This is a genomic window from Leucobacter sp. Psy1, assembly GCF_020096995.1.
Classification (GTDB): domain Bacteria; phylum Actinomycetota; class Actinomycetes; order Actinomycetales; family Microbacteriaceae; genus Leucobacter.
Map to the genome: position 1 here is coordinate 35,521 of NZ_CP083692.1, position 19,459 is coordinate 54,979.

Here is a 19,459-nt window from a genome sequence, read left to right on the forward strand (position 1 = left end):
CGTCGGGCTGGGGTCTGGCGGGCACCCGGCTGGGGCTTGGCGAATTGGATTCGCGGCCCGAACACCTGCTAGAGTGAGGGGGTTGTCACGGCATCGCTGCCGGACACACGACTCGCGCGAGTGGCGGAATTGGCAGACGCGCTGGCTTCAGGTGCCAGTGCCCGCAAGGGCGTGGGGGTTCAAGTCCCCCCTCGCGCACGAGAGTTCGGAGCGGCTCGGATCTGTGTGGATCCGGGCCGCTTCGTCGTTACGGCGGTCGTTTCGCGCACGGGTTCCGCCGGCGCGCGCCCGCACATGTTCTTTCACAACGGCACACGGTTTTCGTAGGGATACGCGGTGCCGGTTTTCGGGAGCGAGGTGTGAGTCTCATTCAAGGTCTTCGTCCGGGCAAGCACATCTTCCTCACCGGGGCACATGAGATTCGCGGGATATCTGGTGTGTTCGCGCGCGGAAGATGTGTCGACGGTGCGACAGCGCGGTGCGGCGGCGCAACCGGCACGCCTCCGCGTGCCCCGCACTAGGCTCATCTCATGGGAGCGAGCGTCACGGTGGACACAACGTCGGGGTCGGTACGGGGGAAGGATCTCGGCGACACGGTCGTCTACTACGGCGTGCCGTACGCTGCACCGCCCGTAGATGAGCTGGCGTTCGCTGCGCCGATCCCGCCGACCGCGTGGAGCGGAGTGCGCGACGCGACGGTCCCCGGACCGACGGCGCAGCATCGGGCATTCGCCACAGGGACGATCCCTGACCCCACCGTCCCGGGCGACGACATCCTCACCGTGAACGTCTGGACACCTGAGGCCTCGCGCGATGCGCGTTTGCCCGTGCTGGTCTGGTTCCACGGCGGTGCCTATATCGCCGGGTCGCCGGTCAGCCCCTGGTATGACGGCCGGTCTTTCGCGCGTGACGGCATCGTTGTCGTGACCGTCGGCTACCGCTTGGGCGTCGCCGGGTTCGGGGTGGTGCCCGACGCACCCCACAACCGCGCGGTGCGCGACTGGCTCGCCGCGCTCGAGTGGGTGCGGGAGAACATTGCGGGGTTCGGGGGCGATCCTGATCGGGTCACCATCGCCGGGCAGTCGGCTGGAGGGGGAGCGGTACTCACTCTCCTCGGCACAGAGGGTATCGATGAACTCGTGCACGGCGCCATCGCGATGTCGCCCGTGACGAAGGTCTCCTCGCTTGAGGAAGCGGTTCGAGCGACGGCGGTCGCAGCAGAGCGGCTCGGCGTCGAAGCGACCGCCGCAGCGTTCGCGAGCCTGCCCCGGGAGGTGCTCGCCGATGCTCCGTGGTCGATGCCGAACGTCTTCGGTACCTCCGAGGTGAGCGTCGGCGAACTCCCCGCGCCCGCCATGCTCGTGCCCGCGGTGCTCGCATCGCTTCCGTTCACGCCCGTACTCGACGGGGAGCTGGTGCAGACACCGGTGGCCGAGGGGCCGCGCACTGGTGCGGGGGCGGCGATCCCGCTGCTCATCGGCGCAGTGGGCCAGGAGTTCAATGGGATGGCAGCCGGGATCCCCGGGGCAGCGGCGCTGGCGCGTCAGGTGCTCGATGGGTTCGGCGCCTCGGGGATCGCCGACGCCTACCTCGAGGCGCAGTCCACCGCTCCCGAGGGAGAGCTGCTCGGGCAGCTCCTCAGCGATGTGTTCATCCGCTCTGCCGTGCCCCACGTGGCCGAGGACCGTGCGCACACCTGGGCATACGACTTCAGGTGGGGGAGTCAGGGGCAGATCGATCCCGGTCGGGCATTCCACTGCCTGGATCTCCCGTTCGTGTGGAATGTCCTCGGCAGACCGGAGTCCCTCCGCGCTACCGGGGAGGCACCAACGGCGCTCGCCGCAGAGATGCACGACGCGTGGACCGCGTTCATCTCGGGCGGTGATCCCGGCTGGGCGCCCTACGCGCGGGGGCGAGCGATCCGGCGCTTCGGCCTGGAGAGCGGCACCGTCGAGGACGGGTATGCGGCGGAGCGGTTGCTGCCACTCTGATCGTATCCAACCCTGCCGCCCAAAAGGCTAAAGGCGCAGTTTGCTCATCTTTCAGGACAGTATCGGATACGATTAAAGTTGCCCGTCAACATTCGAGCTCGAGGGAGAGTATGAGCCAGACGCTGCCCGGTTTGCGCGGCACGGACCACATCGGTATCACCGTCCCCGATATCGAAGAGGCGCACCGCTTCTTCACCGAGGTGCTCGGGTGCGATCACGTGTATGACCTGGGCCCGTTCCTGCCGCGGGGCTCATGGATGAGCGAGCATTTGAACATCGATGACGACACCGTCATGCGAGAGATCCGCTTCTACCGGTGCGGCAACGGTTCCAACTTCGAGGTATTCGAGTACGACGCGCCCGCGGCATCGGAGACCCCGCCAAGGAACAGCGATGTCGGCGGCCATCACATCGCACTGTACGTCGACGATCTCGACGCGGCGGTCGCGTACCTGCGGAGCAAGGACATCCGCGTCTTGGGTGAGCCCACGGCGAGCGGGGGTCCGAGTCTGGGGCAGAGGTGGGTCTACTTCCTCGCACCGTGGGGGCTGCAATTCGAGCTCGTCAGCTTTCCGCGGGGGAAAGCCTATGAGGCCACGGCCGATGTGCTGTTGTGGGATACGAGAACGGCGGATCAGGGCGAGGGAGATGGATCCCGCGCGTAGCCGGGCGTGGAATCAGCCCGCTCCGACGCCGCTCTGAAAGATCTCGGGATGCTGGACGAGGCTCAGTCGTGTGCGTCTGATGTGGGTATTGACGATCCGCTCTGCCTCGTCGAGATCACTCCGCTCGATCGCCAGGACGAGCAGTTCGTGCTCGAGGTGGACGGTACGGTTCGTGTGGGTGCCGAAGATCTGCGAGAAGGCTCGGCGATAGTGCTGCGTCGTGTTCCATAGCCGCGATACGAACTCGCCGAGCACACTCGTCTGCGCACCGGAGTACGTCAGGTTGTGGAACTCTCGATCGAGTGAAAGGAACTCCTCGATGCTGTCCGTCGTGCTCATCTCCTCGGAGAGCGAGCGAAGTCGCTGCTTTGTCTCTTCGTCGAGCTGGGGAATGCTCATGCGGATGAGCAGAGGCTCGACGCGTTCGCGGATCTGGTACACCTCTTCGCACTCTTCCAGGCTGAGTTTCGAGACCCATGCGCCAGTATTCGCGACCAGCGTTACGAGACCCTCCGCCTCCAGCAGCCGGAGAGCATCTCTGACGGGGAGACGGCTGGCGCCGAATCGTTCCGCCAGGTCTTCCTGCACGATCCGTTCGCCGGGTTGGTAGGCCCCCGTCAGGATGAGCTCGCGCAGCTCCGCGGCGACTCTCCCGTTCGCGCTCGTCGAACGCTTCGGTCGGGCTGTCATGTGGTGTCCCATCGGCCGGTTCGGGAAGGAAAGTGGCAGGTTCCGATCCATACTACTGAGAGCGATCGCGCCTGCCGGTGTCTCATGCGAGGCGGCTTCCGTCGGTTTCCGGATACCAGTTCCCGTCGACGGTGAGCCCGCCGTCGACCACGAGAGTGTGACCGTTGACATAAGAAGAAGACGGAGTGGCGAGGAAGTGGGCAACCGAAGCGATCTCTTCCGGCTCAGCGAAGCGGCCGAGCGCAGTACGTGCGCGGATCGGTCGGTCGTCGAGTTTCCCTTCTGAGATGAGGACGTCGGTGAGAGCGGTGCGCACGTAGCCCGGGGCGATCGCGTTCACGCGGATCCCCTCGCGACCCCACTCGACCGCAAGTGTCCGGGTCAGCCCGCCGATCGCGGCCTTCGCCGCGGTATAGCTGGCCCGCCGCGGCATGCCGGACAGGGCGGCGACGCTCGCGACGTTGACGATCGTGCCCCCGCGCCCGGCGAATGCTCGATGCGCCGCGCGGCAGACTCGCATGGAGCCGGTGACGTGGATATCGAGCATGGACGCAAACGCCGCATCGGAGATGTCTGTGCTCGTCTCGGGACGGGCGATGCCCGCAGAGTTCAGCACAGTGTCGAGCCGTCCTTCAGTCTCCAGCACGCTATCTATCGCCGTATCCACGCTGTTCGTGTCCGTCACATCACAGACAACCCCTCGCGCCGAGCCCTCGGGCAGATGAGTGAGAGCGGCCTGCAGAGACCCGCTGTCGAGGTCGGCGAGAACCGCGTGTCCGCCCTCGCTGATCCAGTGGTGGGCGAACGCGAGTCCGATACCCGCGGCGCCCCCCGTGATGAACGCAACTGACCTGTCGAACATGAGGACCTCCGGTGTCGGTGTGAGAGTAGGAAGGCTGCAAGAGATGTCATTCTCACAGCCTCCCCGCTCCGGATGTTACTGCCGCTTCAGACCCAGTTCCGCGGTCGGGATCTTCGCGGTCTCTGGGGTCAGCAGGGCGCAGATGCCGGAGACCGCGATGCAGCCTGCCGCGAAGAACGAGACGCCGAGCCAGTTGTTGTTCTCGCCGTTGATGGCCTGGGCGATCGCGGGCGCGAACCCTGCCAGGACCAGACCTGCCATGAGACTGATCGCCATCCCGCTGTATCGCACCTGGGCCGGGAACTGCTCGGGGAAGAACACGGGATAGATCGCGTTCGATGCGGTGTATGCGAAAGAAATCAGGAGGATGCCGAGGATCCACACCAGCCAGGTGTTCCCAGGTCCGGCGTTCGACAGGGCGCCGAGGTAGGCGATGACGAGCACGATCATGCCGACGCACCCGGTGATGAAGACCGGCTTGCGGCCGATCTTGTCGGAGAGGTGACCCATGATCGGGATCATGATGACCGTACCCATGTTGGAGACAGTGATGAGCGCGAGCATCTCGGCGTTCGAGATGCCGGCCACCTGAGTGCCGTAGGCGAGCGAGAACGTGCTGAATAGGCCCACCATGAGGATGAACAGTGCCATTCCAGCGATGCGGATCATCTGGAGCGGGTAGTGCTTCAGGAGGAAGAAGAGCGGGACCTTGACGGTTTCCTCCTGCTCCTTCGCCTCTTCGAAGACCTCGGGCTCCTGAAGACGCGCGCGCATGAAGACGGTGACCACCGTGACGAGGATGCTCAGGAGGAAGGGGATGCGCCACCCGAAATCGAGCATGAAGTCACCGGGAATCAGGTTGAGCGGGATGAAGATCGCCGAGGAGAGGACCAAGCCCATGCTCGCGCCGGCGATGGTCCAACTCGCGTAGAAGCCGCGCCGGTGCTCCGGTGCCGCTTCCATCGAGAGCGATGCGGATCCCGGAGACTCCCCGCCGGCCGACAGGCCCTGGAGGAGGCGCATGAGCACGACGATGATCGGGGCCCAGATACCGATCGTCTCGTAAGTCGGCACGAGTCCGATGATGAAGGTCGCCACACCCATCATGACGATGCAGGCCATCAGTGAGGTCTTGCGTCCGAGGACGTCCCCGAGCCAGCCCCAGAGAATCGCGCCGATGGGGCGGGTCACGTACGACACCCCCACGGTCGCGAGAGCGAAGATCTGCCCGGCACTGCCTTCGCCCGGGAAGAAAAGTGGCTGCAGGTACAGTGCCGCGGCGGTCGCGAAGATGTAAAAGTCGTAGTACTCCAGTGTGGTCCCGACGAAGCCCGAGGTCGCTGCGTTACGCGCGTTCTTGAGCTGGGCCGCATCAGCGGGAGGCGCCGCGGGGCGGGGAGCGGCGGTGTGAGAAGGCATGACGTTCCTTTCGTGATGAGCGTCGTTGATGATCACCAAGGGGGTGAGGAAGAGTGAAGGGCGACGGGTGCGGTCAGCCCGCCATGAAGAGGCCACCGTTCACGTGGACCACTTCACCGTGGATGAAGCTTGCGGTCTCGCTGAGGAGGAAGGCGATGACCGCGGCGACTTCTGCAGCGGAACCGTTGCGGCGGAGAGGGGTCGATGCGACCCACTCCGCGCCATTGAGGGCGCGGGCCTCAGCGGTCATCGCCGTGTCGATGATGCCTGGGGAGACGGCGTTCGCGCGGATGCCCCGCGGGCCGACTTCCGCTGCGAGGGATCGGGTGAAGGCGATCAGACCGCCCTTGCTCGCAGCGTAATGAGCGTGCCCTACACTTCCGCGATGTCCGGCGACCGAGGTGAGATTGACGATGGCTGCGCCCTCGGCCATCAGTGGAAGCGCTCGGCGCGTGAGCATGAACACGCCATCGAGGTTGATCCGCTGCGTGGTGCGCCACTGCTCATCGGAGATCTGGTCGATCTCAGAGGCGGGGTAGATGCCGGCCGAAGGAATCAGGAAGTCGATGCGACCGAGACGCTCGCGGACCTCCCCGATGAGGCGGTCGATGCTCTCCGCGTCACCGGCATCCAGCGGAAGAGGCAGAGCCGACCCGCCTTGCTCCCCGATGCTCGCTGCGCGCGTCTCGATCGCCTGTGCGTCGAGATCCGCGAGGACGACGGTGGTCCCCGATCGCGCGAGGAGCGTTGCGAGGGCACCGCCGATGCCTCCAGCAGCACCAGTGATCAGCGCGACCTTGTTCGAGAAGTCGAAAGTGATGTCACCCACGAAGTGCTCCTTTGCCAGATTGAGTGAGAGGGAGGGAATGCGGTTCAACAGCGCGCGCATGTGGATACATTGTCCGAGCCCTCGCGTCATGGTGGAAGCGGGAGTCCGGCAGCAGGGCGGACGCTGCGGCGCTGCCCTGATCAGCCAGGTCATCCGCGCGTACCGCCTGTGAATGTGCCACTCAGATCATCGCACCGTACAGCGCAGACACCGGAGTGAATGTATCCAGTCTTATGTTTCGGGGAGGTAAAGTCAAGACGAAACTCGCGAGTTGAGTAAAAATCGCATCCAATATTGTTGCTTGAAGATCGGGCGGCTCGAGACGTTGGCATGCGCACGTGAACAGTAGAGGGGCCGATATCCCGCCTGCGCCGCTGGCGTTTGTTCGGTGAACTCCGGGTGTGTATGCCCGGGGGCTCAGCGGGAATCGCCCAGTGGACTTTTCCCGCCGTGAGCGTCTATTGTATCCAATTGGGCCGGATCGGCGTCAGCGTATGACCCCGCACGACCGGCAGTCCTACCAACGAAGCGAAGACGGAGTAGCACCATGGCGAAACGCCAGAAGCTCGAGACGGGCGTGCCCTGGATCGAGCTCACCACCACCGCGGCCGACTGGAAGCGTGCTGACCCTGAACTGCTGGCGACGATGCTCGGCCAGATACAGCTGATCCGCGCCTTCGAGGAGACCGTGCTTGAACTCGCGGGCGCGGGGCTCGTCCACGGGCCTGCGCACTCGAGCATCGGTCAGGAGGGCGGGGCGGTCGGGTCCATTCTGTCGCTCAGGCCGACCGACGGTGTGAACGGGTCGCACCGTGGTCACCATCAGTTCTTGGCGAAAGCGATCACATACGTGTCGGGCGGCAACCTCGACCTGAGTGCCCTGGTCGACGGCGACATGCAGGCGATGCTGCAACGCACGCTCGCGGAGATCCTCGGCTTGGCTCAGGGCTTCTCGGGTGGGCGCGGAGGCTCGATGCACCTGCAGTGGCTCGAAGCCGGCGCCCTGGGAACGAACGCGATCGTCGGCGGGGGTGCTCCGCTCGCAGCCGGCAACGGCTGGGCACAGCGGTACGCCGGTACCGACGACGTGTCGATCAACTACTTCGGCGATGGATCGAGCCAGATCGGATCCGTGCTCGAGTCGATGAACCTTGCCGCGACTTGGAAGACGCCGGCCATGTTCTTCATCGAGAACAATCTGTATGCGGTGTCGACCCACGCGAGCGAGGCCAGCGCCGATCTGCGCTTCTCGGTGCGCGGTCAGGGGTTCTCGATTCCGGCGTGGCGCGTCGACGGAATGGATCCGCTGGCGGTGCACCTGGCGACCCAGGAGGCACTCGAACGCATGCGCGCCGGAGAGGGGCCGACGATCATCGAAGCGGAGGTGTACCGCTTCTTCCACCAGAACGGCCCGTTCCCCGGGAGCGCGTTCGGCTACCGTGCCAAGACCGAAGAGCAGGAGTGGCGGCAGCGTGATCCCCTCCTGCGGGTCGCGGCGCAGATGCAGGAACTCGGGTACGCGTCCGAGGCGGAGATCGCGGAAGTGCGAAATCAGGCCAAGCAGGCGATGGCCGATGCGGTGAACCAGCTGATCGAGGATGACCCGGACCGCGAGGGGAAGCGTCGGATCACGCCGTCGCTGTGGCCTGACCCGTCGGTCGTCGACACCGGGATCCGCAGCGACGCGCGCGAACTGGAATCATGGGAAGCGAAGGAGCCCGCAGAGCACGAGGGTGCGTGGACGGACACCAAGTTCGTCGAAGCGGTGGCGAAGGTCATGGACCGTCGAATGGAGACAGACGACCGTATCGTCGTCCTCGGCGAGGATGTGCACAAGCTCGGCGGCGGCACCAATGGCGCGACGAAGGGCCTGGCTCAGAAGTATGGCGCCGGTCGCGTGGTCGGCACCCCGATCAGCGAGAACGCGTTCTTCGGATTCGCCACCGGCGCAGCCCTCGACGGGCGCATCCGCCCGGTCGTCGAGTTCATGTACCCCGACTTCATGTGGGTCGCCGCCGATCAGGTCTTCAACCAGGCGGGCAAAGCGCGCCACATGTTCGGCGACAACACCGCGGTGCCGCTCGTGCTGCGGACCAAGGTCGCCATGGGGTCCGGTTACGGATCCCAGCACCTCATGGATCCTGCCGGCATCTTCGCCACGCAGGCCGGGTGGCGAATCGTGGCCGCTTCCAACGCGGCGGACTACGTCGGCCTACTGAACGCAGCCGTGGCGCTCGACGATCCGGTGCTGGTGATCGAGCACATGGATCTCTACGGCAAGGGCGATCGCGTCCCCGAGGGAGAGCTGGACTACATCATCCCGCCTGGCTCGGCCGCCGTGCGTCGCTCGGGTGCCGATGTCACGGTGCTGACCTACCTCTCCATGGTCGATCGCACGCTCGAGGCCCTGGACGAGGTCGACATCGATGCGGAGGTCATCGACCTGCGCTGGCTCGATCGTGCCTCCCTCGACTGGGAGACTATCGGGGAGAGCATCAAGAAGACGAACGCCGTGCTGATCGTCGAACAGGGCGCTCGCGGATCATCGTATGGAAGCTGGCTCGCCGATGAGATTCAGCGCCGCTTCTTCGACTGGCTCGATCAGCCGGTCGAGCGCGTCACCGGTGGCGAGGCGAGCCCCAGCATCTCGCAGGTGCTCGAGCGTGCCGCGATCGCCGGAACCGAGGAGGTCGTTGCCGGCCTCGAGCGAGTCCGGAGTGCGATGGGGGGCGACCGATAATGGCGACCGTCGTGCGCATGCCCGCCCTCGTGACCGGATCCGCCGAGGCCACAATCGCGGGGTGGCTCATCGCCGTGGGCGAGGAGGTCACCGCAGGTCAGGCGCTCGTCGAGATCGAAACGGAGAAGGCCACCGTCGAATACGAGGCAGAGGGCTCCGGAGTGCTCGCCGGCGTCCTGCTGCAGTCGGGTGATGCGGCACAGGTCGGTACCCCGATCGCTGTGCTCGCCACCGACGGGCAGCCGGCTGAGGAGGCGCTCAGCGAGGCTGGAATCGATGCCGGCACGGAGCGCAGCGGCGTGGAGCCGGCCGAGCCGGATCCGGGGATCGCAGAGGAGCAACCTGCAGTTGAAACTCCCAGGAGTAACACCACCCGTGACGAATCACGTGAGCCAGGTGCGACCGGTGAGTCGGCTCCCGCAGGAGACGGTGAGCGGCGCTTTGCCAGCCCTCTGGTCCGGAAGCTTGCGAGGGAACGAGGACTTGACCTGAGCGCCGTTCGCGGGAGCGGTCCTGGCGGACGGATCGTGCGGAGGGATATCGAACACCTCGATTCTGGTCCCGGGCAAGCCTCTGCTCCCACCGTGCAGTCGGCACCGGCCCCGATCGGCCGGCAGCCGGCAGCGATGTCGGAGGAGTCGGAGCTGGGATACACCGACGTTCCGCACTCCGGGATGCGACGCGCCATAGCGAGGCGACTCACGGAGAGTAAGAGCACCGTGCCGCACTTCTATCTCGTCGCGCACTGCCGTATGGACCCCCTCCTCGAGCTGCGGAAGCAGATCAACGTGTCCAGTGAGGTGCGGGTCTCGGTCAACGACTTCATCGTGAAGGCGGTCGCCGCGGCACTGCAGGAGGTGCCGGGCGCGAACGCGATCTGGACGGACGATGCGACGCGACGCTTCGACAGCGTCGACATCTCGGTCGCCGTGTCGGTACCCGACGGTCTATTCACTCCGGTGGTCCGCGGTGTTGAGCAGCTCTCCCTGGGGGCACTCAGCCGCCAGATCCGGGACTTCGCGGATCGCGCGAGGAGCGGGAAGCTCAAACAGCACGAGCTCGAGGGCGGATCTTTCTCGGTCTCCAACCTCGGCATGTACGGCACCACCGAGTTCTCGGCGATCCTGAACCCGCCGCAGGCGGGGATCCTCGCGGTCGGCGCCGCCGAGCAGCGTCCCGTGGTCCAGGAGGACGGCACCCTCGGCATCGCGACGGTGATGACGGTGACGCTCTCCGCCGACCATCGCGTGCTCGACGGGGCGCTCGCCGCCGAGTGGCTTGCCGCGTTCCAGAAGCGCATCGAGCAACCGCTGAGTCTGCTGATCTGACGCGCGGCACGGCAGAGGGGCCGGGGGCCGATCGGACAGATACGGCCGCCGGCCCTCGTCTATTCAGCGAACGAGGTCGTCGCGCCCCGATCCACGACACCGTGGAGGCGGTGGTTCGTGGGGTGGTAGGTGTTGCAGCCCGACGAGAACAGGCGGGTCCCGTGGAAGCCGCGGCGGAACTCCTGCAGCACCGGCGTTCCGGCGTCGACCTGCATGAACTCGGTGAGTGCGGGTTCGAGGCCGCGGGCGCGGATGTCGTACTCGACCCGGTCCATCGTCCACCCGTTCTCGTGCAGGATTGCGTCGAGGCTCTTCGTCTCGAGGTCCTCGCGCGTGAAGCAGAGCGCCTCGGGCAAGAGATAGGTTTCGAGGCCCGCGATGGGTGTGTCGTTGGCGTAGCGTTCGCGGATGATCCGGAGGAGCGGGGTGCCGACCGCGAACCCGGTCATCACGGCGATGGCGTCGTCGGTGATCACCGGTTCGAACTCGGTGACAACGGTGCGGGGCTGCCGGTGGCTCCGGGCGATCGCCTGGAAGATGGTGTTCGACGTCTCTGGTCGGTATTCGATCGCCAGGGCGCGGGCGATACGGGTGCCGCTGCCCTGAGTACGAGCGACGATGCCCCGCTCTTCGAGGTCGTCCATCGCGCGTCGCAGCGTGGACCGCGCGACGCCGAAACCCTCGCAGAACTGGCTCTCGGTCGGCAGGGTGTCACCCGGAACGAGGAGCCCTCGCCTGATCGCGCTCTCGATCTGCTCGATGACCTGCACGTAGCGCTGCGCGCGGTTGCCAACGGGAATGGGGTGGAAGACCTCGGAAAACTGGACTCGCCGGGAGGCGCGAACGGTCTCCGAGTGCTCATCCACACTCTGGAGTGTAGCCGGAACGAGGGGGTCGTGCCTCAGGCCCGACCCCCTCGTCCGCGTCAGCATGCGCTCATCGATTGCTGCGCCAGAAGTCCAGCCACGCGGAGATCTGGGCGAAGTCGTCGGTGAGGTACTCGGTGCTGTACGGCTGCAGCTGCCCCTCCTCGTCGAGCGCGAGCAGACCGTAGGGATCCTCGGCGGGCTTCACCTCGGGCGAGAAGGACGCCTTGCCGTCGGGCATCACGAACTCCATGCCCTCCTGCGAGGTCGCGAAGTGGATGTAGAGCTTCGCGAGGTTCGGGCTCTTCGTGTTCGTGGCGTAGGCCATGGACTGGGGGACGGTCCAGCCGGCGTTCGGCATCAGGTCGGTGCAGACCGCCTGGGCGTACCCCTTGTCCTCGTTGTTGCGGTACTTCGACCCGGGGATCAGAGCGATGGCCGGATCCGGCTGGCCCGCACCGCCCACGGCGTCGGACGGCGCCTCGGCATCCTTGCCGACGAGCGGGGAGTTGCCGGCGAAGCGCTTCAGCCACTCGTGAACCGAGTCGGCTTCCTCGGTCTCGAGAGCTTCGCCGTACTGCTCCTCGTAGGCCGCGTCGTACTCAGCCGAGTGGTCACGAGCCGTCTGGTTCCACCCGATCGGGTAGGTCGCGAACTTCTCCGGGTCGGGGAGCGCCGTCTGGCCCTGCCACTCGTCCTCCGTGAGCTCCCAGACGTTCGAGACGGGGCACCCGTCGGGGTAGACGTCAGAGTTGTAGGTCCAGACGTACGTCTCGTACAGGTTCAGGAAGGGGAAGCGCGCCGACTCGGGGAGCTGGTCGTACATGTCGCCTGGCACCCAGTTGGTCAGGACGTCGTCCTCGATCAGGGAGTAGACACCGGCCACCTCTGCCGATGCGACGACGTCTCCGATGACGTTGCCCGACTTGCCCTCGGTGCGGACCTTCTCGATGACGTTCGTCTCGATCTTCACACCGGTGGCTTCGACGTCGTACTTCTCGGAGAACGCCTCAGCGATCTGGACGACCTTTCCGGTCTGATCGTAGATCGTGATCGGCTCCTCCTCTTGGGCCGCCGCGATGAGTGCGTCGAGATCGAAGCCGTCCGCAGTCTCGTCGGCTTCGGGGGTGTACGCGGGTTTAGTGTCCTCTACGGCCTCGCCTCCGCCTGAGGCGCCGGGGGGAGCGCAGGCGGTGAGGGAGAGGGCCGCGACGGCGAGGCCCGCGAGCGCGCAGGTCGTCATCGTCCTGCGCCTCGAAACTGAAGTGGTGTGCATAGTGGTGTCCTTCGAATGGGAATGGAGTGGGGAAGAGAGGATCGGAGAGGTCAGCCGTCGCGCGTTTGAAGGCGCATGATCGAGTCGAGCAGAGGGAACTCGGCGTCGGCGACGGTGCCGCAGTAGTGGCGGTGGAGGTAGTCGGCGTCGCGCGGCTGCGCCTCGCCGTCGGCGTAGCCGCGGTAGACGCCCCCGGCCCGACGGAGGATCAGGGATCCCGCGGCGACATCCCAGGCGTGGATGCCGAACCCGAAGGCAGCGTCCGCCCAGCCGGCGGCCACGTGGCAGAGCCCGATGGCGGCGCTGCCGAAGTCGCGGACGTGGGAGTAGGAGTCCTGGAGTTCCGCGTGGGCTTCGAGCTTCTCGGTACGCGAGGTAGTGAGCATTGCGGCGGGCGGGAAGGTTGCGAGCACCGTCGCCCGCTCCGGCTGGGTCATGCCCTCGGCGCGGATCGGTTTGCCATTCAGGAACGCCCCTCGCGCGTCCGCGCGGAACATGTGGTCGGCGATCGGGTCGTAGACGATCCCCGCGACGACCTCGCCGTCGCGCACGGCGGCGATGCAGACGCTCCAAAGAGCGATCCCCCTCGCGAAGTTCGAGGTGCCGTCGATCGGGTCGACGTACCAGGTGAGCGGTCCCTCGCCGGTCTCACCGTCCTCCTCGCCGACGATCCGGGAGCCGGGCGAGCGCTCAGCGAGTACCTCGCGGGCGCGGATCTCGCTGCGGCGGTCGTACTCGGTGACGAAGTCGTGGAGGTTGCTCTTCGCGGAGAACTCGAGGCCCGGGGTGCGGAACCCCTCCGCGGCGACCGCGCCGGCTTCTCGTGCCGCGTACTCCGCGATGTCCGCGAGAGCGATCGATGCGTCCGTCATGCTCCTGCAACCTCCATTCGTCGACCCTCGCGGTCGAATACGTGCAGCGCCCCGACCGGTGCGCTGAGAAAGACCTCGTCTCCCGGGCGGGCGTCGCCGGGAAGCGTTGATGCGACGTAGACGTCGCGGTCCGCGATCGTGACCTCGGTGATCCAGCTGCCGCCGGTGGGCATGATCGACTTGACCGTTCCGTGCAGCGCGAGCTCGTCTGGCCGGTGCGTCGCCTCGCGCTCGATCCGGAGCGCCTCTGGCCGGATCCCGAGCGATCCGAGGGTGTCGGGATCCGCGCGGCGAGACAGGAACGCTTCCGCCTGCACGGCGTCCGGAGTGACGGGCGCGAACTCGAAGAAGTTGATGGGCGGCACTCCGAGGAAGTTCGCGACGAATCGGTTCGCCGGCCGGTCGTAGATGTCGAGCGGCGTGCCGACCTGCTGCAGTTCGCCCTCGAACATCACGGCGACGCGCGTCGCGAGCGTCATCGCCTCCCACTGATCGTGCGTGACGAAGGCGATCGTGGCGTTCGTCTCCGCGTGGATGCGCTTGAGCTCGGCGCGCATCTCGAGCCGCAGACGCGAGTCGAGGTTCGACAGGGGCTCGTCCAGCAGCATGGTGTGCGGTCGGACCGCGAGCATGCGCGCGAGCGCCACGCGCTGCTGCTGGCCGCCGGAGAGCTGGGCCGGGTACCGGTCGCGGTACTGGGCGATGCTCAGCGAGTCGAGGACCTCTTCGATCCGCTGCCGTCTGGCGGTCTTGTCGAGCTTCTTGAGCTTCAGACCGTAGTCGATGTTGTCGGCGACGCTCAGGTGCGGCCACAGCGCGTAGTTCTGGAACACCATGCCGAGGTCACGTGACTCCGGCTGCACGAACCGCCGGGTCGCCGGCTGATCGACGGTCTGATCGCCGATCGTGATCGATCCGTTGGTGGCGCTTTCGAGGCCCGCGATCATGCGGATGGTCGTCGTCTTGCCGCACCCGGACGGGCCGAGGATGCACATGAAGTCGCCGTCCTCGATCGTGAGGTCGAGGCCGTTGACCGCGTTCGTCGAGCCGCCGTAGTTCTTGGTGACGTCGGTGAGAGTGATCTGAGGCATGCGCTTACGCTCCTAGTCCTCGGGAGAGATCGGTTTTCATGACTTTCTGGACGGTGTAGGTTCCCGCGAACGCGAGTGCCGAGACGATGAGCACGACACCGTTGCCGGCCTGGGCGTATCCGAGATCGAGCAGGCGGATCGAGAGCGTGGTGAGCACGTCGAGGCCGGGAACTGTGAGGATGATGACGAGGCTCAGGCTCTTGATGCCGGAGATGAACGCCATGACCATCGCGACCGCGACGGCGCCCTTCTGGATCGGGAGCACGATGGTGCGGAACCTGGTGAACCACTTCGCCCCGGCGACCCGCGCCGCTTCCTCCGTCTCGCTGCCGAGCTGCATCATCGATGAGATGCCCGACCGCGATGCGAAAGGCATCTGTTCGGTGAAGTAGATGATCACCAGCAGGATTGCCGTGCCGTACAGAGCAGGGATCGGGCCACGCTGCTCGCCGAACAGCGCCATGTAGGCGGTGGCGAAGGCGATGCCAGGCACGAGGTAGGGGAGGAAGAGCATCTGGCGGAGCCCGTTCGAGATGAACCTCGAGTTCGATCGCACCACCACGTAGCCGGCGAGGAGGCCGACAACGCCGGCGAGAATCGAGGACGATCCGACGATCCAGAGACTGTTCCAGGCTGCCTGCCAGACATCGGCGTTCAGCAGAATGCCGTTCGGGAAGCCGAGGGTGTCGAGACCGCGTCCGATCCACCAGTCCAGTGTGAAGTTCTCAGGCGAGAAGTCTCCGGGCCGGCGCATGAGCGTCGAGAGGGACAGCACCAGGATCGGGATCGCGACGCTGCACAGGAACAGCAGGGCGCAGCCAGCGGTCGCGACGAATCGGCTGCGACGGAGGCGCGTCACGGCGCCGACACTGCCGCTCTTGCCCGAAATCGTGACGAATCGCTTCGCCTCACGTACGAAGTGGACGTCGACCCACAGCGAGATGGCGCCGATGAGCACGATCACGGCCGCGATCATCGCGGCGGCACCCGTCTGGTTGCTGTAGATGTTCCGGTACAGGCTCGTCGCGAGGACGTTCATGTTGATCGGCAGGCCGAGCACGTAGGCGACGCCGAACTCGCCGATGACCTTCGCCAGGATCAACGTGACCGCGGAGATGAGCGCGGGGCGCAGGATCGGCAGCACGATCGTCATGGTCGTGCGGAGGCGGCTCGCGCCGAGGATCTGGGAGGACTCCTCGAGCGTCGCATCGAACCGTTTCAGCGCGTTGCCGACGAGCAGGATGACGAACGGGGTGAAGTGAATGGCGAAGATCACGATGATCGGCACGTGACCGTAGGCGAGCCAGTCGGGAACCGAGCCGCCGAGCGCTTCGAGCCAGCCGAGCTGCCCACCGGCCGTGCGGTTCTTGAACAGGGTGAGCCAAGCGAGCGCGAAGGTCCAGGAGGGCAGCATGTAGGGCACGATGAGCGCGGTGGCGAACCACTTGCGCCCCCACATGTCGGTGCGGACGAGCAGCCAGGCGACGCCGACTCCGAGGAGCAGAGCGAGCACGATGCTCGCGACAGCGATGATGAGCGTGTTCGCGAGCGGCTCCCAGAAGATGGTGGCCGCCTGCGGGGAGAGGAACACCCGCCACAGGTAGTACGAGGTGAGCGAGCCCTCTGGCTGGCGGGTGATCGCCTGATCGGGGCCGCCGACGAGCGTGCCCTCAGCGAGGAGCGCCACGATCGGGATGACGATCAGGTAGGTGAAGAGCAGCAGCCCCAGCAGCCCGATGGCGTTGGTCGGGTTGCTGACGAGTGCGCGCAACCGCGAACCGATCCCTGACCTCCGACGAGGCTTCGATCTGGTGTCCGGCTGCTCGTCCTCACCGGGCGGCATCAGGATATTCGTTGTCAAGACATCCTCGTCTCGGGCCTCGTGATTCATATCGAAGTAGGTATCTTTAGATGAGAGTAGAGACCTATTTGGGTTCTGTCAACTTCGCACACCGCAGTATTCGCATACGGAGTTCGACGCAGGCCGGAGCGAGGTCCAGGCAACACCTGAGATTAATGATCCCTGTTCGGGAATGTATGTCAGATCAGGCCGCGCGGAGGGAGCGGGTCGTCCGCCGCTCGCTCACGATGAAGATGATGAGCATGAGCGCTCCGATCGCGATGACGAGGGGAGTACTCAGGGCGGGGAGCAGCTCGAGCGGGTTGCCCTGTGTCGGGTGCTCAGAGAAGAGCAGGATCGCGGGATCAGTCGAGGCGTGGATCAGGATCGGCCAGATGAGACGCCCGGTGACCCGGAGCGTCAGGTACATGATGACCCCGAACCCGAAGGTGTAGACGACCTGAGTCGCAGTGGTGGCGAGTCCCTGATCGGTCGTGAAGAGGTTGCCGGCGTGCAGCGCCGCGAAGACCCCGGACGACACCAGGGCCACCGCGATCTCACCGTGTCCGGCCTTGCGCATCAGGGTGACGACGAACCCACGGGTGAGCAGCTCCTCCGCCAGGCCGATGCAGAGTCCGGTGAGGAGCCAGACGGCGACCAGGGCGCCGCCTGCCGCCGCGAAGTCGAGGGTGATGAGTGCGGACGCGTTGATGGCGAGCACGACGACGATCCCGACCCAAACCCACCTCATGCGGCGACGCGGTTGCCGGCCGAAGAGGTTGCGAAGCCAGCCGAGAGAGGCGGCGAACCCGATGAGCAGCAGGGCGCCGAGTGCGATGGGGAGCGCCGTGCCGATGAGCACGACCAGCGGGTCGCTCGTTCCGAGGCCCGCACCGGTATCGCCCCCGACGGTCCGGTTGATCAGCAGCGCGAGCAGCTGGTAAATGCCGTAGTAGGCGGCGGCGAGCAGCACGGCCCGCCACCAGCCGCCTCGAGACCAGAATCGCCGCCACGCACCCTGCGGGGCCGTGGGCACCACAGGTGTGTCGTTCATCGATGTCCTCCCGAAGGTTGCCTCCTGCCCACGCTACCCCGCGCAGGGACGTGCGGATAGATCGACTGAGCACGCGGAAGGTACTATTGCAATACCACTGAGCAACTGCATCGCCCAGCGCACACGGCGTCTGGGTATCGAGAGGATCACGGGGTCGCGCATGCCCGAACGCTTTGCCACGATCGACTATCACACGGCGGGCGAACCATTCCGGATCGTGCCGGATGTCCCGGTCGACTTCGTCGGAGCCGACGTGCCGGCGAAACGGATGTTCGCTCTGGCGTCTCCGGAGATCGAACGCATCCGGAAGATCCTGTGCTTCGAGCCGCGAGGGCACGCCGACATGTACGGAGGCTTCCTCGTCGAGCCCGACGATGCGGGGGCGCACTTCGGGGTCCTGTTCTGGCACAAGGATGGATTCTCCACCGCATGCGGCCACGGCACCATCGCCCTCGGTGTCTGGGCGGTCGAGAGCGGCAGGGTCGCAGCTGATCCCTCCGGGGTCACCGACGTCGTGATCGACGTGCCCTCGGGGCGGGTCACGGCCAGGGTCCGCACCGACGCGGACGGGTCGGTCCTCGGTGCGGACTTCGTGAACGTGCCGAGCTACGTGCTGCACGAACGCGTCCCGGTCTCGACCTCCCGCGGGGAGGTCGAGGTGGATGTGACGTTCGGCGGTGCGATCTACGCGCAGCTCGACGCGGCCTCGGTGGGCCTGACCGTGACGCCGGAGCATTACGGCGACATCATCGCGATCGGTCGCGAGGTGAAGTGGGCCCTGAACGCGAGTCCGCAGGCCGCCCATCCGCTCGATGACCGGCTGAGTGGGGTCTACGGGACGATCGTGTTCGAATCGTTGCCCGGCGCATCCGGTGAGATCCGGCAGCGCAACGCGACGGTGTTCGCCGACGGCGAGGTCGACCGTTCGCCGTGCGGTTCCGGGACCTCTGCGCGAGTCGCCACTTTGACCGCTCAGGGCATACTTGGGCCCGGAATTCCGCTGATGCACGAGTCGATCGTCGGATCGCGGTTCACGGCGAGGGCAGTCGAACGCGTGGTCGCAGCCGGTCGCGAGGCCGTCGTGCCGGAGGTGTCGGGAACCGCCTACCTGACGGGCGAGCACACTTTCTTTGTCGACCCACGGGATGAGCTCGTGCCGGGGTTCGTGCTGCGCTGACTCCGAACATGGGAGACTCGAATGACCGAGTCCTCTGCTGAAAGGTTCCGCGTGTTCTCCAAGATCTTCACCCTCGCCGCCTGGTTCTACGGCATCGTCTTCATCGGGACGAGCGTGGCGATGCTCGGCCTGGTCGTCGCCACCATCGCGATGGGCGAGTCGCCGATTCAGTTCGAGGCGCACTGATCGTCCCTCAGAAGCTGGCTCCGGTCGACCGCGAAGCCGCGGTCGAGATGTGGGAGGCGTACACGGCCGCCCACCCGGAGGCGATCCTGGGCGCTGATGAGTACACCGTGGAGCGGTTCGGGGATCACCCGGCACTCGCCGACGAACTTCTCGCGCTGGTGCTGTCGGGGCGAAAACGCGCGACGGCGGAACTCGTCCGCGAGTACCACGCGGCCGGCGACCGGGTGCCGCGCATCGGGTCGCACTGGATCGCGTGCGATGGCTCCGGCGCGCCGCGCATCGTGATCCGCAGCACCGAGTTGCGAATCGGCGCGTTCGCCTCGGGCGACACGGCTTTCGCCGCCGACGAGGGTGAGGACGACGGCTCCCTGGAGAGCTGGCGGCGGGAGCACCGGCGGTACTGGGAACGGGTGTGCGCGGCGCGCGGTGAATCGTGGTCGGAGGAAGACGAAATCGTCTTCGAGCGCTTCTCGGTGGTGTGGCCACCCGAGCACGCGGACTGACCCGACCGCGCCGCACGCGCGCCGCACGAGCGCTCCCGGTATCCTCTCGGTGAACCCCGTGGATTCCAGA

At 66.2% G+C, this 19,459-nt stretch carries 18 protein-coding genes and 1 tRNA gene; 9 read left to right on the forward strand and 10 right to left on the reverse strand.

Annotation, left to right across the window (positions count from 1 at the left end):
* Nucleotides 1–114 precede the first annotated feature (114 nt).
* The 3 genes from K8P10_RS00180 (at nt 115) to K8P10_RS00190 (ending at nt 2,656) form a co-directional block, all read left to right on the forward strand.
* Nucleotides 115–198, forward strand: a tRNA-Leu gene (locus K8P10_RS00180).
* A gap of 332 nt (nt 199–530) precedes the next feature.
* Nucleotides 531–1,991: a carboxylesterase/lipase family protein gene (locus K8P10_RS00185; protein WP_224779789.1), complete on the forward strand. Its 1,461-nt coding sequence runs from the start codon at nt 531–533 to the stop codon at nt 1,989–1,991.
* A 110-nt stretch (nt 1,992–2,101) separates the two neighbouring features.
* The gene (locus K8P10_RS00190) at nt 2,102–2,656 is read left to right on the forward strand and encodes a VOC family protein (RefSeq protein WP_224779790.1); all 555 of its coding nucleotides are present in this window, start codon (nt 2,102–2,104) and stop codon (nt 2,654–2,656) included.
* Between the two features lie 12 nt (nt 2,657–2,668).
* On the opposite strand, the gene K8P10_RS00195 is transcribed toward K8P10_RS00190, so the two are convergent.
* From K8P10_RS00195 to K8P10_RS00210, 4 genes are all read right to left on the reverse strand, one after another.
* Complete coding sequence (locus tag K8P10_RS00195; protein WP_224779791.1) at nt 2,669–3,346, reverse strand: GntR family transcriptional regulator; 678 nt, start codon at nt 3,344–3,346, stop codon at nt 2,669–2,671.
* A gap of 82 nt (nt 3,347–3,428) precedes the next feature.
* Entirely contained in the window at nt 3,429–4,208 is a 780-nt protein-coding gene (locus K8P10_RS00200; protein WP_224779792.1) for an SDR family NAD(P)-dependent oxidoreductase, read from the reverse strand.
* Between the two features lie 75 nt (nt 4,209–4,283).
* Entirely contained in the window at nt 4,284–5,627 is a 1,344-nt protein-coding gene (locus tag K8P10_RS00205; protein WP_224779793.1) for an MFS transporter, read from the reverse strand.
* A gap of 73 nt (nt 5,628–5,700) precedes the next feature.
* Nucleotides 5,701–6,456, reverse strand: coding sequence for an SDR family NAD(P)-dependent oxidoreductase (locus K8P10_RS00210; RefSeq protein WP_224779794.1), 756 nt, complete (start codon nt 6,454–6,456; stop codon nt 5,701–5,703).
* A gap of 37 nt (nt 6,457–6,493) precedes the next feature.
* Between K8P10_RS00210 and K8P10_RS15400 the strand changes: the two genes are divergently transcribed.
* The 3 genes from K8P10_RS15400 to K8P10_RS00220 all read left to right on the forward strand — a co-directional run bounded on the left by K8P10_RS15400 (nt 6,494) and on the right by K8P10_RS00220 (nt 10,524).
* The gene (locus K8P10_RS15400; protein ID WP_255596773.1) at nt 6,494–6,628 is read left to right on the forward strand and encodes a hypothetical protein; all 135 of its coding nucleotides are present in this window, start codon (nt 6,494–6,496) and stop codon (nt 6,626–6,628) included.
* Between the two features lie 375 nt (nt 6,629–7,003).
* Complete coding sequence (locus K8P10_RS00215; protein ID WP_224779795.1) at nt 7,004–9,196, forward strand: thiamine pyrophosphate-dependent enzyme; 2,193 nt, start codon at nt 7,004–7,006, stop codon at nt 9,194–9,196.
* The gene (locus tag K8P10_RS00220) at nt 9,196–10,524 is read left to right on the forward strand and encodes a pyruvate dehydrogenase complex dihydrolipoamide acetyltransferase (protein WP_224779796.1); all 1,329 of its coding nucleotides are present in this window, start codon (nt 9,196–9,198) and stop codon (nt 10,522–10,524) included. Before K8P10_RS00215 ends, K8P10_RS00220 begins: the two co-directional genes overlap by 1 nt.
* 59 nt (nt 10,525–10,583) lie before the next feature.
* On the opposite strand, the gene K8P10_RS00225 is transcribed toward K8P10_RS00220, so the two are convergent.
* The 6 genes from K8P10_RS00225 to K8P10_RS00250 form a co-directional block, all read right to left on the reverse strand.
* The gene (locus tag K8P10_RS00225) at nt 10,584–11,390 is read right to left on the reverse strand and encodes a GntR family transcriptional regulator (RefSeq protein WP_224779797.1); all 807 of its coding nucleotides are present in this window, start codon (nt 11,388–11,390) and stop codon (nt 10,584–10,586) included.
* 70 nt (nt 11,391–11,460) lie between these two features.
* Nucleotides 11,461–12,633 carry an ABC transporter substrate-binding protein gene (locus K8P10_RS00230; protein WP_224779798.1) on the reverse strand — a complete coding sequence of 391 codons (1,173 nt, stop codon included), beginning with the start codon at nt 12,631–12,633 and terminating at the stop codon, nt 11,461–11,463.
* Between the two features lie 83 nt (nt 12,634–12,716).
* The gene (locus K8P10_RS00235) at nt 12,717–13,538 is read right to left on the reverse strand and encodes an inositol monophosphatase family protein (protein ID WP_224779799.1); all 822 of its coding nucleotides are present in this window, start codon (nt 13,536–13,538) and stop codon (nt 12,717–12,719) included.
* Nucleotides 13,535–14,629, reverse strand: coding sequence for an ABC transporter ATP-binding protein (locus K8P10_RS00240; RefSeq protein ID WP_224779800.1), 1,095 nt, complete (start codon nt 14,627–14,629; stop codon nt 13,535–13,537). Before K8P10_RS00240 ends, K8P10_RS00235 begins: the two co-directional genes overlap by 4 nt.
* Before the next feature lie 4 nt (nt 14,630–14,633).
* On the reverse strand, nt 14,634–16,490 hold the full coding sequence (locus K8P10_RS00245; RefSeq protein WP_224779801.1) for an iron ABC transporter permease: 1,857 nt from the start codon (nt 16,488–16,490) through the stop codon (nt 14,634–14,636).
* 184 nt (nt 16,491–16,674) lie between these two features.
* Nucleotides 16,675–17,523 carry a CPBP family intramembrane glutamic endopeptidase gene (locus K8P10_RS00250; protein WP_224779802.1) on the reverse strand — a complete coding sequence of 283 codons (849 nt, stop codon included), beginning with the start codon at nt 17,521–17,523 and terminating at the stop codon, nt 16,675–16,677.
* A 160-nt stretch (nt 17,524–17,683) separates the two neighbouring features.
* Here K8P10_RS00250 and K8P10_RS00255 point away from each other — a divergent pair, with 160 nt between their 5' ends.
* The 3 genes from K8P10_RS00255 to K8P10_RS00265 are packed head-to-tail and all read left to right on the forward strand — an operon-like array spanning nt 17,684 to nt 19,389.
* On the forward strand, nt 17,684–18,700 hold the full coding sequence (locus K8P10_RS00255; RefSeq protein WP_224779803.1) for a proline racemase family protein: 1,017 nt from the start codon (nt 17,684–17,686) through the stop codon (nt 18,698–18,700).
* 21 nt (nt 18,701–18,721) lie between these two features.
* Nucleotides 18,722–18,886, forward strand: a complete 165-nt coding sequence (locus K8P10_RS00260; protein ID WP_224779804.1) for a hypothetical protein — start codon at nt 18,722–18,724, stop codon at nt 18,884–18,886.
* A 47-nt stretch (nt 18,887–18,933) separates the two neighbouring features.
* Complete coding sequence (locus K8P10_RS00265) at nt 18,934–19,389, forward strand: ASCH domain-containing protein (protein WP_224779805.1); 456 nt, start codon at nt 18,934–18,936, stop codon at nt 19,387–19,389.
* Nucleotides 19,390–19,459 lie beyond the last annotated feature (70 nt).